Origin of the sequence: Devosia lacusdianchii (assembly GCF_022429625.1) — a bacterium.
GTDB lineage: Bacteria > Pseudomonadota > Alphaproteobacteria > Rhizobiales > Devosiaceae > Devosia > Devosia lacusdianchii.
Genome location: NZ_CP092483.1, coordinates 429519 through 449300 on the forward strand (window position 1 = coordinate 429519; position 19782 = coordinate 449300).

The window sequence follows — 19782 nt, forward strand, 5'->3', positions numbered from 1 at the left end:
TAACAGCCGTATGACGGTAAAGCCAAGGTTGCATTTGGCGCCGCTCTGAGGTCTGTGTGGGCGCAAATGTTTCGCTTCGTTCACAGCTCCGATCTCCACATCGGCAAGCGCTTCGGCAATTTGCCGGAGGACTTGCGCGGACGCCTGCGCGAGGCGCGCCACGGCGCCATCGCCCGCTTGGCCGACGCGGCGCGCAACCATGGCGCGAGCACGATCCTGCTGGCCGGCGATACCTTCGATACCGAAACGCCATCCCCCGCCATGCTGCGTCAGGCGCTGACCGAGATGGGGCACCACGCGCCCCTCAACTGGGTCCTGCTGCCGGGTAACCACGATAGCCTGCTCGCCGACCAGCTTTGGGACGCTGCGCGCGCGGCAGCCCCGCCAAACGTCGTGCTGGCGACCGAACCTGCTATCGTGACCCTCGCGCCCGGCGTTGCGCTGCTGCCCGCTCCCTGCACCACCCGCCGGCCAGGTCGCGACCTCACGGCCTGGATGGATAGCGCCGAGACGCCATCCGGCACCTTGCGCATTGGTCTCGCCCACGGCCCGATCCAGCAATTTTCCGAAGACGCCGTCGCCTCATCGGTCATTGCGCCCAACCGCGCCGCGCTGGCCCGTCTCGACTATCTGGCACTCGGCGACTGGCACGGCCAGGTCGCGGTGAACGAGCGCACCCGCTATAGCGGCACGCCCGAACCCGATCGCTTCAAGCATGCCAAGCCGGGGCAGGCCCTAGTGGTGAGCGTTGCTGGCCCCGGCGCTCTGCCCGATATCACGCCCGTCGATACCGCCAGCTTCGCCTGGCAAACACTCCCCCTGCCGCTTCTCTCCGACGACGGCGCCGCCGCACTCGCCGTGCTGTTGCCCGATGCGTCGCTGCGGCGGCAGACATTGCTCCGCATCGAAGCCGCCGGTCGTGTCCGCATGAGCGGTCGCGCCGCCCTCGCCGCCGCCGTCGAACAGGCGGCGCCTGATTTCGCCCACCTCGAACTCGATGCCACTGATCTCGCGACCGACTGCGAGAGCACCGACCTCGACCTAATCGATCGGGCCGGCGCTCTCCGCGACGCGGCCGATGCATTGCTCGCCGAAAGCACGGACGTCACCCGCTCCGCCCGTGAGCGCGATATCGCCCGCGAAGCACTGGTGCGTCTCTTCACCTATGGCGAGGCCATCGCGCCATGAAGCTGACGGCTCTGCGTCTGCACAATGTCAAGCGCTTCGGCGGGCAGGGCGTCGCCATCGAAGGCATTGGCGACGGCGTCAACGTGCTGAGTGCCCCCAATGAATATGGTAAGTCGACCTGCTTCGAGGCGCTGCATGCCCTGTTCTTCCAGCCGCATACCGGCACGCCCAAACCGGTGCAATTGCTGCGTCCCTATAGCGGCGGCAGCCCGTTGGTGGAGGCCGATATCGCCACCGATGCCGGGCACTATCGCCTGACCAAGCAATACTATGCTGGCAAGCGCGCCACCGTGACCGATCTCGATACTGGCCGTCTCATCGCCCAGGCCGATGAGGCCGAAGCTTTCATCGCCGATCTCACCCGCGGTGGCAGCGCCGGGCCGGCGGGTCTGCTCTGGGTGCGCCAGGGCATTACCGGCATCGAGAGGCGCAGCAATAGCGAGGAGGAAAGCGAGACGCGGGTGCGCGAAAGCGTGCTGACCTCCGTGCAGGGCGAGGTCGAGTCGCTCACCGGCGGACGGCGCATGGCCGAGATTGCTGCGGCGTGTGAGGAGGAGCTTTTCAAGCTGGTGACGGCAACGTTGAAGCCCAAGACCGGCGGCCGCTATGCCACGGCGCTCGGCGATCGGGACCGCCTGCTTGCCGAAGAGCAGCGTTTGGCGGCCGAAGTCACAACGCTACGCGAAGCGCTGGACCAGCGTCGACGCACACGCGCCCGCCTCGCCGAGATCGAAAATCCTGAAGAGGAAGCCGCACGCCTCGCCGCGGTGACGGCAGCCGAGGCCGCATTCGAGGCCGCCAAATCCCACCACGAGGCGCTCAAGGCTGCCGAGGCCGAAGCGGCACTGGCACGGCACCGCCACGAGGCGGCACAGATGGCGCTGGAGGCATTCGTCGCCGCCTCGCAGCAAGCCGACATCCTCGAACAGCGCCTCGTTCCCCTGCAGCGTCATCGCGACGATGCGCTGGCCCGGCGCGAAAGCGCCGCCGCCGACAATGACCGTGCTGCCGCCGCCATCCAGCTTGCCGAAACCGAAGAGCGCGAAAATCGTCAGCTGCTGTCGCGCCTCGAAACCGCCCTGCGCGCCCGCGACGCGGCCGAGCAGCTCAAGCAATTGCGCTCCCGGTTGCAGCAGGCTGACCGCGCTCGCTTGCAGGTGGAGGAAGCCGAGGCGGCGCTGGCAATCCTGGCCCTGTCGGATACGGCGTTGGAGCAATTGCAGGCGCTCGACCTCGAACTCGTCCGGCTAAAGGCGGCGCAGGATGCCACCTTGCCGACCTGGCGACTGGACCCCGCGCCTAATGCCGGTGCCCAGGTCAGCCTCGACGGACGCCCCATCGAGGCGGGTCGCGACCACACATTCTCCGGGGCGGCGCGGCTCGATATTGCCGGTGTCGGGTCGCTGACCCTGCGTTCCAATCGTCCAGCGCAAGCCGGTCAGGCCATGGAACAGGTCGCCGCCAAGCACAAGGCGCTGCTGGCCTCACTGGGTGTGGAGAGTCTGGCCGCGGCACGGCAGCGGCAAGCGCTGGCGCGCGACAAGACGAGCGAACTGGATTTGGCCCGGCAGCGTCTTGCCGACCTCGCACCGCGCGGTCTCGTGCCGCTACAAGCCGAGATCGCTCGCCTGGCCGAACTCGATGCCGAGGCGCTGGAACTCAAGGGTGATCCGGAGCTGGCCCGTCAGGCGCATGCCGTGTCCGAGCAGCAGGTGTCCGCCACCCGCAATGCCGCACGCGAAATCCAGCCCATTCTGGGCCTCGCGGTCAACGCTCTGCTCGATGCTGAGACCGCGCTGGCCGCCAACGCCGCCGAGCGCGCAAGTCTCGAGTCACAGCTCGGCCCTGCCGCCGAACGGCCGGCCCGGCAGCGGGCACTGGCGGAGGGCAACGCCGCCAGTTTGGCGGAGCACGAAAGGGCCGAGGCGCATGCCGCGTCGCTGCGCAGCGCTGGGCATGATCTGGCCGCCGCTGACACCGCTTTGCGCCGGGCTCGCTCCGTGCAGCAGGCGGCGGTGCAGGAAGTCAACCAATTGCGCATGACGCTGGCTGACCTTAACGGACACATCAATGGCCGCGCCGATGCCGCTATCGAAGAGGTCTGGCAGGAGACCGCGGGGCAATTGGCCGCCGCCCAGGCCAGCGTCGATGCCTTGGAAACCGAGATCGCCGTACTCGATCGCCTGCGACAGGCCCTGGCGACGGCGCGCTCGGCCGCCCGCGACCTCTATCTCAAGCCGGTGTTGACAGAGTTGCGGCCACTGATCGGCCTGCTATTCGACGACATCGCCATTGAGTTCGACGAGGAGACCTTGCTGCCCAACCGGGTGCGGCGCAAGGGCCAGGATGAGGATGTCGATCGGCTGAGCGGCGGCATGCGCGAACAATTGTCAGTGCTGACGCGTCTGGCCTTTGCCCGCCTGCTGGCCCGCGACGGCCGTCCGGCGCCGGTCATTCTGGACGATGCGCTGGTCTATTCCGACGACGACCGGATCGAACGCATGTTCGATGCCCTGCATCAGCAGTCCCAGGACCAGCAGATACTGGTCTTCTCCTGCCGTCAGCGCGCCTTTGCCAGGCTGGGCGGCAATGTGCTGCACATGCAGGCGTGGATTCCTGCGGTGTAATCGCGTCTTTCCCGATCGCCAAACGTGCTTATGCTTGCTCATATTGACTAATTGGTATTAGCAATACTGGACGCGCCGCTCCGGAACCAGCAATTATGACCAAGCAGATCGAAAAACCCGGCGCTCCTTTCGTTGGGGGGCGGGTACGGCGGACGAGTCAGCGGCGGGTGACGATGACCGATGTGGCGCGTGAGGCGGGATGCTCGCAGGCCACCGTGTCGTTCGTGCTCAATCAGTCCCCGGGGATAAAATTGTCGGCGCAGACGCGCGATCGGGTCTATGACGCGGCGCGGCGGCTTGGTTACGCAGCGCCGGTCGCGCGGCTGCAGGTGGCCAGCCCGAGCGAGCGGCGGCAGATCGGCTTTCTGGTTGATCAGATGTCGGCGAGCCCCGAGGCGGCAGTGGCCATCGATGGCGCCGGCGTGGCGGCACGGGCCAATGGCGATCTGCTGATGGTGTCGCAGACCTTCAACGATCCGGCGACCGAGGCCGAGCTGGTGCGTGCCTTTGTCGGGCAAGGGGTCTCCGCGCTGGTCTATATGAGCATCTTCACGCGCGAGATCGAGTTGAGCGCCGAGCTGCTGGATCTCGATATCCCGGTCTTCCTGCTCAATTGCTACACCACCGGCCAATCGCATCCGGCAGTGGTGCCCAGCGAGATTGCCGGCGGCCAGCGCAGCACGCGCTACGTGATCGACCAGGGCCATCGCCGCATTGCCACCATCACCGGCGAAATCTGGATGGAGGCGGCGCAGGATCGGCTCAAGGGCTATCGTCGAGCGCTTGCCACCGCCGATATTCCGTTCGACCCGGCACTGGTGGTCGAGGGCGACTGGTCGGCGAGCGCCGGCTATGCCGCAACCCGGCAATTGCTGGACCTGCCCAATCGGCCAACCGCCATTTTCTGCCAGAATGACCGCATGGCTATCGGCTGTTACGAGGCGCTCAAGGAGGCCGGTCTCGACATCCCTCGCGACATGTCGGTCATCGGCTATGACGACGAGGAAATCTCGCGCCACATGCATCCGGCGCTGACGACATCGATCCTGCCCCACCGGGCCATGGGCCAGTGGATCATCGAACAGATCGAGGAAATGGCCGACCATCCCGGCGGCCGCTACCCGATCACCAAGCTGGAATGCCCGCTGGTCGAGCGGGCCTCGGTGGCGGCGCCGAAGGGGTGACGCGGTCATAACCACAACCACGATGTCATTCCGGCGTAGGCCGGAATCCATGCGGAGCCAGCCGGGCGCTGGGTTATGCGGCTCGCCACGGATATGGATTCCGGCCTGCGCCGGAATGACTCCGCGCGCAGACTACCCCCGTGGCGGCCCGATCGACTGTCGCTCGACAAACTCGCACTCGATCTTGATCTTGCGCATGCGCTCGTCCTGGTCGGTGGCGTCGTAGCCGTCGAGCAATTGTGCCACGGCCCAGCGGGCCATTTCGTCATGTGGCAGCACCATGGTGGATAGGCCAGGATCGAGAAACCCCGATAAATCCTCGTCGTCGAATCCCATGATCGATACGTCTTGCGGAATGCGCAGACCAAGCGATTGCGCCGCCTGATAGCAGCCAATGGCCATGCGGTCGTTGAAGCAGAATACCGCTGTCGGTCGATGTGGTAGCGACAGCAGCGCCAGCGCCCGTTCGCGGCCGTGCCGCAGGGTCCAGCCGCCGAGCGACACCAGCGTTTCATCCACTTCCACCTGCCAGTCGGTCATGGCCTGGCGGAAGCCCTTTTCGCGGTCCACCGAGGCCTCGATAAAGCTCTCGCCAGCCAGGTGGGCGATGCGGCGGTGTCCCGCTCTGAGCAGGGCCTCGGTCGCCACGTAGCCGCCCGCAATGTCACCGGGAACCACCGATGGATAGCGCAGTTTGCGCTCGTAGCAATTGAGCAGCACCAGCGGCAATTCGGCGAACATGTCGGGCACGATGACCTGCCGCGTAATCAGCGAGGTATAGATCAGCCCGATGGTTTTCTGGCTGACCAGCAGGTCGATCGCGGCCTGTTCCAGCGCCGGGTCGGAGCGGGTGCAGAAGGTGGCGACGCTGACATCCTGCAGCGCCGCCTCGTCGCGCGCACCCTCGATGAATTGCGCGGCAAACGGGGTGGTCGAGACTTCGTCGATGAAGAGCCCGATGACCCGCTTGCGACCCTCGGGCACCGGGTGCGCCTTGCCGCGGCGGTAGCCTAGGGTCTCGGCGGCGTCGAGCACGCGGCGGCGGGTTGCCTTGGACACGCGGGCATTGGGTACGCCGTTGAGTACCAGCGAAACCGTGGCCTGCGACACGCCGGCCAGTTCGCCGACTTCCAGCATGGTCGCACGTTTTTCCATTGGCTCGGGCACCCTCATGGCATTCGATCTGTCGCCTCTCTTACTCGAAATTGCTGGCAGATAGCCAACGGATTGCTGCCAGCATGCTGGCGTTGTGCTGCCGCCTTGCATCCCCCCTTGCCATCTCCATCCGGTCGCCATATGGTGATAATAATATTACTAATATTGCTTGAGGGTGGAGATGAGCCGTACTGGTCTGGCGCGAGCCGAAGAATCGAATGAGGCGTCGCGCCGCAGCCTGTCGCTGGACGGCGTCTGGCGCTTCCGGCACGAGGATGGCCCCTGGCGCGACGCGCATGTTCCGGGGCCATGGCAGGCAGAATTCTCCGATCTGGTCGATACCAGCGGTCACGCCGTCTACCAGCGCAGCTTCACCGTCCCCGACGGCTGGGCCAGTCAGGAGCTGGCGCTCAAATTCGGCGCCGTCAGCTATTTCTGCGAAGTGCTGCTCAACGGCGAGTCCATCGGCACCCATGAGGGCGCCTACCTGCCGTTCGAGTTCGTGCTGCCCACCAATCTGCTCAAGGCGCAGAACCAGATCGAAGTGCGGGTCACCATGCCCAGCGCCGACCACCGCGCCTATCCCGACTTCCCGTTCAGCGAAGTGCCGCATGGCAAGATCAGCTGGTATGGCCGCATTGGCGGTCTCTGGCAGTCCGTCTCGCTCGAAGCCCGCGACAGCAGGCGCGCTGAAGATGTGGTCATCACTGCCGGCCTCGACGGCAAGGTGAATGTCGATCTGGCCTTCACCGCTGCCGCGAATGGTTTGGGCGCTGAACTCAGCGTGCTCGACGCCGACGGCGCCCTGGTCGCCTCGGCCAGCGTCACCGCCGCCGCAAAGGTCAGTGCCTCGCTCGTCGTCGCCGGCGCCAAGCTCTGGTCACCCGATAGCCCGAACCTCTATTCCCTCGTCGTTGACCTCGCCGACGGCGCCGATCGCGTCACGCACACGTTCGGCTTCCGCACCATCGAGGCCAAGGGCGGTCAGCTACTGCTCAATGGCGAGCCGATCTACATGCGCGGCGCCCTCGACCAGGATTACTACCCCGACGGCATCTACACCCCGCCATCACTGGAATTCCTCGAGGACCAGGCGCGCAAGGCCAAGCATCTCGGCCTCAACCTGCTGCGCTGCCACATCAAGGTGCCGGACCCACGTTATTACGAAGTCGCCGACCGGTTCGGCCTGCTCGTCTGGACCGAAATCCCCAACGTCGCCAATTTCACCACTAAGTCCGCCCAACGCATGCGCGATACCATGACCGGTATCCTCAAGCGCGACCGCAACCATCCCTCGATCATCGCCTGGACAATCATCAATGAGGATTGGGGCACCCGCATGCTCGAGAATGCCGAGCATCGCCAGTGGGTCAAGGACACTTATGATTGGCTCAAGGCCAAGGACCCGACGCGGCTTGTGGTCGATAACTCGGCCTGCTTCCCCAATTTCCACGTCAAGACCGACCTCAACGACTACCACTATTATCGCTCGGTGCCCGAGCGGCGACAGGAATGGGACGATATCACCGCCCAGTTCGCCGCAGGCGCCGATTGGACCTTCTCCTCCCTGGGAGACGCCGAACGTCGGGGCGATGAGCCGCTCATCGTTTCCGAGTTCGGCGTTTGGGGATTGCCCGACCCGGCCAAGCTGCGCCGTGCCGATGGCAGCGAACCCGATTGGTTCGAGACCGGTGCCCTCTGGGGCGATGGCGTTGCCCTGCCGCATGGCATCGAGGAGCGCTTCGCGGCGCTCGACCTGCACCACACCTTCGGCTCGTTCAACGGCTTCATCGAGGCGGTACAATGGTACCAGTTCATGAACCTGCGCTACGAAATCGAGACCATGCGCCAGCACGCCTCGATCATGGGCTACGTCATCACCGAATTGACCGACGTACATTGGGAGGCCAATGGCCTGCTCGATATCGAGCGCAACCCGCGCGTCTTCCATGACGTGTTTGCCCAGATCAACACCGATATCGTCATCGTCCCGCGTCCGGCCCGCTATTCGGCCTATGCCGGCACCACGCTGCCGATCGAGGTGAGCATCGCCACCGGCGGCCTCACCATTCCGGCAGGCGCCAAGCTGAGCTGGAGCGGTGACGTCTCGGGGTCAGCGGACATTGCGGCGCAGGGCAAGGTGTCCACCGCAATCACCGCGCTCAAGCTGGCCGTGCCACAGGGCAGCGGCAATCGCGTGCTGCATCTCGATTTCGTCCTGACCGCCAATGGCAGCGAACTGGCGCGCAACAGCCTCGATATCTCGGTCTATGCCGCCCGCGAGACTTCGGCGCTCCCGACCCTCGCCGTGGCCGACAGCAAGCTTGCTGCTTACGCGACCGGCCTTGGCTATCGCGTCGTGCCGGCGGCTGAAGCCGAGGTTCACCTCGTCCATGCCGTGGATGGCGACGACGTCGAAGCCATCAAGGCCGGCGCCCGCTACGCCATCCTCGCCGATGGCACCGTGGCGACCAACAAGAACCTGCGCACCGACATGCCTGACGGCGAGCTGCCCCATCGCAGCATCATCGCTGACGGCAAGCAATTCCGCCCCAGCCTCGACCAGCACCTGCCGGGCATTAGCCTGGTCGAGCGTGACGGCACCATCTGGCGCGGCGACTGGATCGCCGGCTTCTCCTGGATCCGCCGCGACGGCCCCTTTGCCAATATCCCGGGCGGCCCGATCTTCGACCTGAGCTTTTCCGACGTGGTGCCGCATCACCTGCTGACCGGCTTCCGGCCATGGGAATTCGGCTCCAACGTCCATGCCGGCATCGTCGTCGGCTGGGTCCACAAGGCCGCAGCCATCATCGGCGAAAAGCGCGTCGGCCGCGGCGGCGTGGTGGCGACGACTTTCCGGCTGGTGCGCGAAGCACCGGGCGCCGACCCGGTAGCGGCGGCTCTGTTCGATGCCGTGGTGCAGACCGCGCGCGAACTACAGGTGGATCGGGACTGAAGTCCTTTCTTCACCTCTCCCTCTGAGGGAGAGGTCGGCTCGCATCGCGAGCCGGATGAGGGGGCCTTGAGGCGGTGCATGGGGAAGGCCCCCTCACCCGCTGCTACGCGTCGACCTCTCCCCCAAAGGGAGAGGTGAAGAGGGAGCCGATTGGCCGCAGAGCTGACGGTTTCGAACAAACGAGGAGGAACACAATGGCCGATATCGTCCTGTCCGAGGTCAGCAAGTCCTACGGCAATGTGAGCGTGCTCGAGAGCGTCTCGATGCACATCAAGTCGGGCGAATTCATCGTCTTCCTCGGGCCCTCCGGCTGCGGCAAATCCACTCTGCTGCGCATGATTGCCGGCCTCGAAGAGGTCAATGCCGGCCAGATCCACATCGGCGATACCAGGGTCGATCAATTGCCGCCCGGCCAGCGCGGCGTCGCCATGGTGTTCCAGAATTACGCGCTCTATCCGCATATGACGGTGCGCGACAACATGAGCTTCGGCCTGCAGAATGTCGGCACCGACAAGGCGGACATAGCCCGGCGCGTCGACGACGCTGCCCGCATGCTCGAAATCACCGCTTTGCTCGATCGCCGTCCAGCCCAGCTTTCGGGTGGCCAGCGCCAGCGCGTCGCCATTGGCCGCGCCATCGTGCGCGAGCCGCAGGCCTTCCTCCTCGATGAGCCGCTCTCCAATCTCGATGCCGGCCTGCGCGTCCGCACCCGGGTCGAGCTGGCGCAACTGCATCAGCGCCTCAAGACCACAATGATCTTCGTCACCCACGACCAGATCGAGGCCATGACCCTGGCCGACCGCATCGTGGTGATGAACAACCGCAAGATCGAGCAGATCGGCACGCCGATGGAGGTTTATTCCCGCCCGGCCAGCCGCTTCGTCGCCGCCTTTGTCGGCTCGCCCAGCATGAACTTCCTGCCGGTCACCGCGCTGGCCGACCAGAATGGCCGCGCCACGGTCACGGCAGGCGGTTCGGTGATGCAGACCAATATCCCCACGGCCGGCCTGCCCAAGGGCGAGCTGACCTTTGGCGTGCGCCCCGATGCGCTGCGTGTGGCGCCGGGCAATGACGGGACCTTCGCCGGCACGATCGAACTGGTCGAGCGCCTGGGCGATCGCACCCTGCTGCATGTGCGCCTGTCGGATGGCTCGCTCGTCGTCGCCGAGGACGTCGGCAAGAGCCAGCTCCAGACCGGCGCCGCCGTGTCGCTCGTCGCCGATGGCGATGGCACGCACCTGTTTGACGCGCAGGGGGTGGCCTACCACGCGGCCTGACCGCGACGTTGCAGTTTCCGGCGGTGCGCTTACCCGGCTCAATGCGGCGCACCGGCCGGTCGACCTGACGCATAGGGCAAGAAAACCGAATGGGAGGACTGAAATGAAGAATTCACTACGACGCCTCGCACTGGCCTCGACCGCCTTCATGGCGCTCGCAACCGGTGCCATGGCGCAGCAGACCGTGGTCTGGTGGGACTTCCTCGCCGGCGGCGACGGCGTGCGCATGAAGGCGCTGATCGATGGCTTCAATGCCGAGCATCAGGGCGAAATCACCATCGAGGGCACGACGCTCGAATGGGGCACCCCGTTCTACACCAAGCTGCAGACCTCCTCGGCCATCGGGGAAGGTCCCGATATCGCCACCTATCATCTCAGCCGCATTCCGCTGGCCGTCGATAGCGGCACCCTGAGCGAAATTACCGACGAGGACATGGCCGGAGCCGGCATTTCCGATGCCGACTTCACCGCCGCCGCTTCCGACGCCGGCAAGGTCGACGGCACCCGCTATGCCGTGCCCTTCGATCAGCACGGGCTGATCCTCTACTACAACAAGGACATGCTGGCCGAAGCCGGCCTCATCGGCGAGGACGGCCTGCCGACCGGCCTCGATGGCCTCGACAATTTCAATGCCGTATTGGCCCAGTTCACCAAGGACGGCAAGTATGGCCTGTCGACCCCGACCGGCGACCGCTACCGCACCATCTATTCGCTGTTCGGCCAGATGGGCGGCGTCATGTTCGACGAGGCGGCCGGTGGCTTCTTCCCGACCGATGAAGACCTCGCCAAGCTGACCACCGCCATCGAGACGGTGAAGGGCTGGGTCGATAGCGGCTATACGCCGGTCCAGGTCGAAAGCCCGGCGGCACTGGCGCTGTTCACCTCGCAGCAGTCGCCCTTCTTCATCATGGGCAACTGGGAAATCCCGACCTTCGTCGATCTGCACGCCAAGGGCGAGCTGTTCGAATGGGGTGCGGTGGAACTGCCGACTTTGTTCGACACCAAGGCCGCATGGTCTGACTCGCATGCCTTCGTCATCCCGGCCAATGCCGGCAAGGAAGCCGATCCCGAAAAGCGCGCCGCCGTGCTCAAGGTCATCGCCTGGATGGACCAGCACTCGCTCGACTGGGCCGGCGCCGGCCATATCCCGGCCTTCAACGCCGTGCGCGACAGCGCCGAATTCCAGGCGTTGAAGCCGCAATCCGACTATGCCGGCTTTGCCGACACGGCCGTGTTCGATCCGCGTACCATCCTCGCCGGTCCAGCCGCGCCGCTGGGCGATGCCTGGAGCAACTACGTCAATCCGGCCACCACGGGTGAGATCGAGCCTGCTGATGCCGCGACGCAGATGCGCGATGATCTGAACGGGCAGCTTTAGCCTGGCTCTTGCAGTCGATACCCTCCCCTTGTGGGGAGGGATCAAGGGTGGGGGTAGCCATACGCTCGATGCGCATGGCTCCACCCCCTCCCAGCCTCCCCCATCGAGGGGGAGGTGCCGTTCGGTGGTCGCGGCAGTAAGGAGGAACGCATCATGCTCAGGGACAAACGATCGGAATGGCTGACGGCGGCGGTGCTGGTGGGACCGTTCGTGCTCATCTATGGCGTGCTGTTCGTGTGGCCGACCATCCAGATGGTGATGCTGAGCTTCACCAAGGCGCCGCTGATCGGCACGGGCGACTGGGTCGGCATCGACAATTACGTCAAGATCCTCAGCCACAAGCTGTTTCACCAGGCGTTCTGGAACACCGCATATTTCGTGCTTCTCACCGTCATTCCCAATACGCTGGTCTCGCTGCTCATCGCCACGGCGGTGAACCGCCTCAAGGGCGGCATGCAGGGTCTGGTGCTGGCCTGCTTCTTCCTGCCCTATATCCTGCCGGTCTCGGTGGTGTTCCTCACCTGGAACTGGATCATCGACGTGCAATATGGCCTGGCCCAGGTCTTCGTGCGGCCGTTTAACGGCGGCGAGCCGATGTCGCTCACCCGCACCATTCCGGCCTTCATGCCCACAGTGGCCTTCGTCACCGTCTGGTGGACGATGGGCTTCAATATTCTGCTGTTCATCGCCGGCCTGCGCAATATCTCGCCTGAAATCTACGAGGCGGCGCAGCTCGATAATGCCAGCCGCTGGCGCCAGTTCACCCGCATCACCTGGCCGCTGATCTGGCCGATCACCGCTCTGGTGCTGACCATCCAGCTCATCGCCCAGCTCAAGATTTTCGATCAGGTCTACCTGTTCTCGATCGGCGGGCGGCAGGATGCGACCATTACGCTGGTCCAGTACGTCTACAAGCTGGCCTTCCAGCAGAACAAGGGCGGCGAGGCCGCGACGGCGGCGGTGCTGCTGTTCGGGATGATCATCATCCTCTCGGTTCTGCAATATCAGGTGCTGCGCACACGAGGTGAAAAATGAGCGCCGAAGCCATCCCCAGCACAGAGACCATCGCCGCCGAACGCAGCCGGCGCGATCGGCCGATCGATCTCATCGGGCTCGCGCTGAGCCTCCTCACCCTCGTCGTCGCCCTGGCCTCGTTCTTTCCGATCTACTGGGCCATCATCACCTCGGTGAAACCCGACGGCGAGGTCATTTCCGGCAGCAATTCGCTCTGGCCCGGCCGGTTCGTGTTCGACAGCTATATCCACATCTGGACCAACACCAATATCGCCATCTGGTACGTCAATTCGTTCGTCACCTCGATCGTTATCTCGGCGCTGGTGATCGTGAGCTCCGCCGGTTGCGCCTATGCACTGAGCCAACTCGATTTCCCCGGACGGCGGGTGATCTATGTGCTGATCCTGGCCTGCTTCATGGTGCCGATGCAGGCGCTGATCGTGAACCATTTCGTCTTGATGGCGCAGTTCAAGCTGCTCAATACCTGGGCCGGCATCATCTTGCCGCAGCTCATCGTTCCCGTGGTGATCATCGTCTACAAGCAGTTCTTCGACTCGGTGCCCAAGGAGTTCCGCGAGGCCGCGCAGATGGATAGCGCCGGGCACTTCAAGATCCTGTTCCGGATCTACCTGCCGATGAACTGGGGTGTAACGGCGGCTCTCGGCATCATCACCTTTATCGGTGCCTGGAACAGCTTCCTGTGGCCTTTCCTCGCCGCCACCGGCGAAGCGACCATGACGGTCCCCGTCGGCATCACCCAGGTCAAGGACGCCTATGGCATCGTCTATGGCAAGCTGATGGCTTCGGCCGTGGTGGCCGGCCTGCCGGTGGCCGTGGTCTACCTGCTGTTCCAGCGCCGCGTCACGCAGGCCATCATGCTGTCGGCCGGGGTGAAGGGCTGATCCTCTTTAGCTGAATTCGCTCAGAACGAAGACAGCAGCGCCCACCTCCAGCCAACTCACCCGCAATTTCGCTCAAAATAGGCGAGATTCTTCCCGCAGGAACGTGCACTCTGCCTTCAATAGCGGGGAGACGACATGAACGCCAAGAGCAATGGCTCGGCCAACGAGCAGCGCATCAAGACGATCGAGGCCCTGACCAAGAAGGCCCTGTGGCTGTCCAACTGGATGATCCACCACGCCAACCACATTCGCCCCAATGTGGATGGGGTCAAGGTCGGTGGCCATCAGGCGTCGTCGGCATCCATGGCGGCCATCCTGGCGGCGCTCTATTTCGGCGTGCTGCGGCCCGAGGATCGCGTCGCGGTCAAGCCGCATGCCTCGCCGGTCTTCCACGCCATCCAGTATCTGTTCGGCAAGCAGAGCCTCGAAAAGCTCGAGAACTTCCGCGCCTTTGGTGGCGCCCAATCCTATCCCAGCCGCACCAAGGATACGGACGATGTCGACATCTCCACCGGCTCGGTCGGCCTCGGCGTCGCCTTCACCGCCTTTGCTTCGCTGATCCAGGACTATGTGCGGGCAAAGCCCTGGGCCCGCACCGACCGGGCCGAAGGCCGCATGGTGGCTTTGGTCGGCGATGCCGAGCTCGACGAGGGCAATGTCTACGAATGCCTGCTCGAAGGCTGGAAGCACGGCCTGCGCAATACCTGGTGGGTCATCGACTATAACCGCCAGAGCCTCGACGGCGTCGTCCGCGAAGGTCTCTATGATCGCATCGAAGCCATCTTCCGCGCCTTCGACTGGAATGTCGTCACCCTCAAATACGGCGCCCTGCAGCGCGCCGCCTTCGCCGAGCCCGGCGGAGAAGCTCTCAAGGCCTGGATCGACGCCGCCCCCAACGCCATCTATTCGGCGCTGATGTTCCGCGGCGGTGCCGCCTGGCGCGAGCGCCTGCTCGATGAGATCGGCGACCAGGGCGCGGTCACCGCGCTCCTTGCCCGCCGCAGCGATGCCGAACTGGCTGAACTCATGGCCAATCTCGGCGGCCATTGCACGCAAAGCCTGCTCGAGCAATTCGAAGCCGCCGGCAGCGACAGGCCCACCGTCTTCATCGCCTATACCGTCAAGGGCTGGGCCACGCCGCTGGCCGGCCACAAGGATAATCACGCCGGCCAGATGACCGGGGCGCAGATCGATATCCTGCGCAAATCCATGAATGTCCGCGACGGCCATGAGTGGGACAAGTTCGAGGGCCTGGCCGATCCCAAGGCCGTCGAAGCCTTCCTCGCCAATGCCCCCTTCAACACGTCAGAATCCCGCCGCCTGAACTCGCCAGCCGTTGCTACCATCGGCCCGCAATATGTCGGCACCGGCGCCACCTCGACGCAGACCGCCTTCGGCAAAATCCTCGACGCCATCGCCAAGACCGACAGCGATCTGGCCCGCCGCATCATCACCACTTCGCCCGACGTGACCGTCTCGACCAATCTCGGCACCTGGGTCAATCGCCGCAATCTCTATGCAAACCGCGAAATGGTCGACGTGTTCCAGAAGGAAGCCATCCCCAGCGCGCAGAAATGGCGTTTTACCCCTGAGGGTCAGCATCTCGAACTCGGGATTGCCGAGATGAACCTGTTCCTCGCCCTTGGCGCCGCTGGGCTCAGCCATTCCCTCTTCGGCGAACGCCTGCTGCCGATCGGCACGCTGTACGATCCCTTCATTTCGCGCGGCCTCGATGCGCTCAACTATGCCTGTTATCAGGATGCGCGCTTCCTCCTCGTCGCCACGCCATCAGGCGTGTCGCTGGCCGGGGAGGGCGGTGCGCACCAATCCATCGCCTCGCCGCTGATCGGCATGTCCCAGGATGGCCTCGCCAGCTTTGAGCCCGCCTTTGCCGACGAACTCTCCGTCATCATGGACTGGGCCTTTGATTATATGCAGCGCTCCGGCGATGCCCGCCCCGATCTCGCCGATTGGCCGCGCGACGTCACCGGCGGCTCGGTCTATCTGCGCCTCTCGACCCGCGGCATCGAGCAACCGCCCCGCACCGTCGACAAGGCGCTGTCGGACGGCATCATCCGGGGCGCCTATTGGCTCAATCCACCGACGCCGCAATGCGAGGTGGTCATCGCCTATCAAGGAGTTCTGGCCAGCGAAGCCATCGAAGCCGCCGCCCGCATCGGCGGCGACCGTCGCAATGTCGCCGTCCTGGCCGTCACCTCCGCCGACCGCCTCAATGCCGGCTGGCACGCGGCGCAGCGGGCGCGCCTGCATGGCGATGCCGAGGCGCGCAGCCATATCGAGACGCTGCTGGCTCATATCCCGTATCGCGCCGGGCTGGTGACAGCCATCGACGCCCATCCCGCCACGCTGGGCTGGCTGGGCAGCGTGCTCGGCCACCGCACCATTACGCTGGGCGTCGAGCATTTCGGCCAGACCGGCACGGTCAACGACCTCTACGCGCATTTCGGGATTGATGCGAAGGCGATCGAGACGGCGGCACGGAGCTTGATGGGGCGCTGAAGGACGCGACCGTACCTCACCCACCGGACGGCACCTCCCCCTTGATGGGGGAGCCTGGGAGGGGGTGTCGAGAGCCACGATATCGTGGTCAACCCACCCCCACCCTTGATCCCTCTCCACAAGGGGAGGGTGTCGACTGAATGTTGGTGCCACTCACGATTGCGCCCCAATCTTGCTCCCGCTATGAGCATCCCTGGCTAGTTCAGCCAAGGCTCACAGCGAAAGTGCCGATCCGTGCCAAAAGCCGACCTCGACGATATCGACCGCAAAATCCTCGCTGTATTGCAGGCCAATGCCCATGCCACCACCGAACAGCTCAGTGCCGCCGTTGGTCTGTCGCCCTCGCCCTGCGCCCGCCGGGTGCGGCGGCTGGAGAGCGACGGCATCATCAAGGCCTATATAGCCGTGGTCGATCAGGAAAAGATCGGCCTGCCGATTTCCGTCTTTGCCTCGATCAAGCTGGAGCGCCAGCGCGAAGACGAACTCGATCGCTTCTCCAACGCCGTCATGGCCTGGCCCGAAGTGGCCGAATGCTACCTGATGACCGGCCAGCGGGACTATCTGCTGCGCATCGTGGTCAAGGACCTCGCGGCCTATGAGAGCTTTCTCAAGCAGAAGCTGACCCGGCTGGAGGGCGTGGCGTCGATCGAATCGAGTTTTGCGCTAGGGCAGGTCAAGAATGCGCAGGCTTTGCCGATACCGTGATGTTGCTGCGTGCCACCACCGAGCCACACCCACAGAGCGGCACCTCCCCCTCGATGGGGGAGGTTGGGAGGGGGTGCGAGAGCCCCGATATTGGGGCCAGTCCACCCCCACCCTTGATCCCTCCCCACAAGGGGGAGGGTGTCGACTGCAAACTCGGCATTAACTCAGCCCGCCCGCTTGCTCCACTTCACCTCGGGCGCCCACGCAAAATCCTTCTCGAACGGATATTGCTGAACGCTCTTGTGCTTGCGCTCCAGCCGCTCGACGAACTGATCCACCACGCCCGGCGATAGAGCCATCAGGCTCGGATTGGCGATCGGCCCCAGATCAGGCGACAGATAGCCAGACTTGACCACTACGATCTTGGCCGTGCGCGGATCGAGCCCCAGCCGGGTGAAATCAGGGATATTGTGGAACGGCCGCCGGCGCACCGTCAGCACCAGGTCGATGCCGCCGATCCGCACCACGGCTTCGCGCAGGCGCGGATCATCGGTTTCGAGCAGGAACTGCACCACGGCTTCGGCATAGACCGGCTTGCTGGAGATATCGAGGCTGGCGCCGATACTGGTTTCGATCGTTCCGCCGACGCCTGCCGCATAGGCCGCATCGGTTGCCGCCTTGTCGGCAATGCCTGCAAACACCACGCCCTGCGCGTTGCGGGCGATGAGTTCGGCCAGCACTTCGGCGCGGTCGCCAACGCCGCCGCCGGTCGGGTTATCGCCCGATTCCGCCAGCACGGCCGGGGCGGTCGAAGCGGTCATGGCCCAGTTGACGCATTCCTCGATCGAGCCGGTCTTGGTGCCGAAGACGAAGCGGTCGCGGATGTTCCAGTAATCCTGCGCCAGATGCTGCGCCGCCTTGGTCATCGCGGCCCGATCCGTGCCGGTTACCACGGCACAGGCGGTCGAGCGCGGCTCGTCGGCCCAGACATAGCCGACCTGAAACGAGGCATCCCAGATGCCGCTGGGGTCTTCGACGGCCTGGAGCTGGGTATAGAAGGTTCGCGCCGGCTCGTCTTGCGTGGAGGTCCGCTCACCTGGCAGCAGCACCGGCACCGGGGCCCAGGCGACGACGGGGCGTTGCCCGGTGCTGAGCGCCCGCACCAGCATGGTCACAGCGCGCCGCATCGTATCGGGCACGTCGATATGCGGGGCGGTGCGATAGGTCGAGAACATGTCGAGCCCGTCGACGATGGCCTGGCTCACATTGCCATGCAGGTCATAGCTGGCCGAGATCAGCACGTCCGGCCCGACCACATTGCGTACGGCGGTGATGAAGTCGCCCTCGGCGTCGAACAGGCCCTGGACGAACATGGCGCCATGCATAGCCAGATAAACGCCATCGAGGGGCAACGCGGCCCTGATGCCGTCGAGGATTTCCGCTTTCCAGCGATCATAGAGCGCGCGCTCCACCGGCCCGCCGGCAATGGCGCGGGCATGCAGCACGGTGATGAACTCGGCCGGAAAATGCGTCAGGAAATCGAAATAGGCATCCTTGAGCATGGCAGGGCCGCGTAGCACGCGGAAATCGGCCTCGCGGGCGAGGACGGGATTATAGGTGCTGCATTCGGTATGCAGCCCGGCGACAGCAATGCGCATCAGAGCACTCCGGGAACTTCGGCTTCGGGATTATCAGGGGTGGCTTTGGCCTTGGTGACCAGCCGCCCGGTCAGCAGCAGGCTGATCAGCAGCACCGGCACGAGGCAGGCAATGCCCAGCCGCATGTCGAAATGCTCGGCGACGAAGCCGATGACCGGTGGGCCGACGAGAAAGCCCAGCAGCGCCACAAAGCTGAGGATGGCGACATTGGCCGACGCGGCGCGATCGGTGAGACCGGCGGCCGCCGTGACGGCTAGCGGGAAGCCGACCGATACACCCAGCCCGATAATGCCGAAGCCGACCAGCGCCAGCGGCGTATTGGGCGCGACGAACAATAGCCCGGCCCCAGTCAGCGCCAGCACGCCGCAGATGCGGGCGGTGTTGACCGCGCCGAAATGCTTTTTGAGCGTGTCGCCGCCAAAGCGGCCCGTCGCCACCATGAAGGCAAACACCGAATAGCCCAGCCCCACCGTGCCGCCGGTCGCGCCAAGCGCGTCGCGCAGGAAGATGGCCGACCAGTCGGCCATGGCGCCCTCGGTCATGGTAATGCCGAAGACGAAGAAACAGATGCCCAGCAGCGGCCAGCTCGGAAGCGCCCAGGCTGAGCGCTGCCCTTCACTCTGGGGCGCTTCGGCCGCAAAGACCGGCAGCGCCCTGGCGACAACAAGCGCCAGCGGCAGTACCACAACCGCCACCAGTCCGATCGCCATCTGCGGCGACAGGCCCAGCCAGGCGAGGCCGGAGCCAACAAGGCTGCCTGTCATGATGCCGACTGACCAGAAGCCGTGCGAGGTAGTCATGATGTGCGTCTTAGTGGCCTTCTCGACCGCGTCGGCCTGCACATTGAGGCCCAGTTCGACGAAGGACAGCGACGAGCCGGTGAACATCAGCGCTATGAACAGCAGCGTCGAACTCGGCGCCAGCGCCGGCAGCACTGCCGCGATGGAATAGAGCACCATGCCGATCAGGATCGCCACCCGCGGCCCGATCTTGCCGACCAGCGGCCCGGCAAAGGGCAAGGTCAGCAGCGTGCCGCAGGGCAGGCCGAGCAATGCAATCGCAAGCCCCTGCGGACCGAGTCCGAGCGCGTTCTGCACATCAGGAATACGCGGCAACCACGAGCCGAACGCAATCGGCTGCAGGAAGAAGATCAGCATCGTCAGGCGCTGGGGGGTAAACATCGGTGTCGTCTCTGTGCTTCAGTCGTCCCCTTCTCCCCTCGTGGGAGAAGGTGCCCGAAGGGCGGATGAGGGGGCTGGTGATGGCTGCACGCACCGT

At 64.9% G+C, this 19782-nt stretch carries 13 protein-coding genes; 10 read left to right on the top strand and 3 right to left on the bottom strand.

What is annotated here, in order from left to right:
• The first annotated feature begins 66 nt into the window (after positions 1–66).
• From MF606_RS02175 to MF606_RS02185, 3 genes are all read left to right on the top strand, one after another.
• Complete coding sequence (locus MF606_RS02175; protein ID WP_240231975.1) at positions 67–1188, top strand: metallophosphoesterase family protein; 1122 nt, start codon at positions 67–69, stop codon at positions 1186–1188.
• The gene (locus MF606_RS02180; RefSeq protein WP_240231976.1) at positions 1185–3815 is read left to right on the top strand and encodes an AAA family ATPase; all 2631 of its coding nucleotides are present in this window, start codon (positions 1185–1187) and stop codon (positions 3813–3815) included. Before MF606_RS02175 ends, MF606_RS02180 begins: the two co-directional genes overlap by 4 nt.
• Positions 3816–3910: 95 nt before the next feature.
• Positions 3911–4999, top strand: coding sequence for a LacI family DNA-binding transcriptional regulator (locus tag MF606_RS02185; RefSeq protein WP_420842236.1), 1089 nt, complete (start codon positions 3911–3913; stop codon positions 4997–4999).
• A 132-nt stretch (positions 5000–5131) separates the two neighbouring features.
• Here MF606_RS02185 and MF606_RS02190 read toward each other — a convergent pair whose 3' ends face one another.
• Positions 5132–6154 (bottom strand): LacI family DNA-binding transcriptional regulator, encoded by a 1023-nt coding sequence (locus MF606_RS02190; RefSeq protein ID WP_240231977.1) that lies wholly within the window; start codon positions 6152–6154, stop codon positions 5132–5134.
• 181 nt (positions 6155–6335) lie between these two features.
• Between MF606_RS02190 and MF606_RS02195 the strand changes: the two genes are divergently transcribed.
• From MF606_RS02195 to MF606_RS02225, 7 genes are all read left to right on the top strand, one after another.
• Positions 6336–9110, top strand: coding sequence for a glycoside hydrolase family 2 protein (locus tag MF606_RS02195; RefSeq protein WP_240231979.1), 2775 nt, complete (start codon positions 6336–6338; stop codon positions 9108–9110).
• A gap of 194 nt (positions 9111–9304) precedes the next feature.
• Positions 9305–10387 (top strand): ABC transporter ATP-binding protein, encoded by a 1083-nt coding sequence (locus MF606_RS02200; RefSeq protein WP_240231981.1) that lies wholly within the window; start codon positions 9305–9307, stop codon positions 10385–10387.
• Between the two features lie 103 nt (positions 10388–10490).
• On the top strand, positions 10491–11765 hold the full coding sequence (locus MF606_RS02205) for a type 2 periplasmic-binding domain-containing protein (protein WP_240231983.1): 1275 nt from the start codon (positions 10491–10493) through the stop codon (positions 11763–11765).
• 153 nt (positions 11766–11918) lie between these two features.
• Complete coding sequence (locus MF606_RS02210) at positions 11919–12800, top strand: carbohydrate ABC transporter permease (RefSeq protein ID WP_240231984.1); 882 nt, start codon at positions 11919–11921, stop codon at positions 12798–12800.
• Positions 12797–13681, top strand: coding sequence for a carbohydrate ABC transporter permease (locus tag MF606_RS02215; RefSeq protein WP_240231985.1), 885 nt, complete (start codon positions 12797–12799; stop codon positions 13679–13681). The genes MF606_RS02210 and MF606_RS02215 overlap by 4 nt, the downstream gene beginning before the upstream one ends.
• Before the next feature lie 135 nt (positions 13682–13816).
• Positions 13817–16201, top strand: a complete 2385-nt coding sequence (locus tag MF606_RS02220) for a transketolase-like TK C-terminal-containing protein (protein ID WP_240231987.1) — start codon at positions 13817–13819, stop codon at positions 16199–16201.
• A 234-nt stretch (positions 16202–16435) separates the two neighbouring features.
• Complete coding sequence (locus MF606_RS02225; RefSeq protein WP_240231989.1) at positions 16436–16906, top strand: Lrp/AsnC family transcriptional regulator; 471 nt, start codon at positions 16436–16438, stop codon at positions 16904–16906.
• 164 nt (positions 16907–17070) lie between these two features.
• Here MF606_RS02225 and MF606_RS02230 read toward each other — a convergent pair whose 3' ends face one another.
• Together MF606_RS02230 and MF606_RS02235 are read right to left on the bottom strand one after the other, a co-directional pair.
• Positions 17071–18504 carry a M81 family metallopeptidase gene (locus MF606_RS02230; protein ID WP_240231990.1) on the bottom strand — a complete coding sequence of 478 codons (1434 nt, stop codon included), beginning with the start codon at positions 18502–18504 and terminating at the stop codon, positions 17071–17073.
• Entirely contained in the window at positions 18504–19685 is a 1182-nt protein-coding gene (locus tag MF606_RS02235; RefSeq protein WP_240231992.1) for an MFS transporter, read from the bottom strand. Before MF606_RS02235 ends, MF606_RS02230 begins: the two co-directional genes overlap by 1 nt.
• Positions 19686–19782 lie beyond the last annotated feature (97 nt).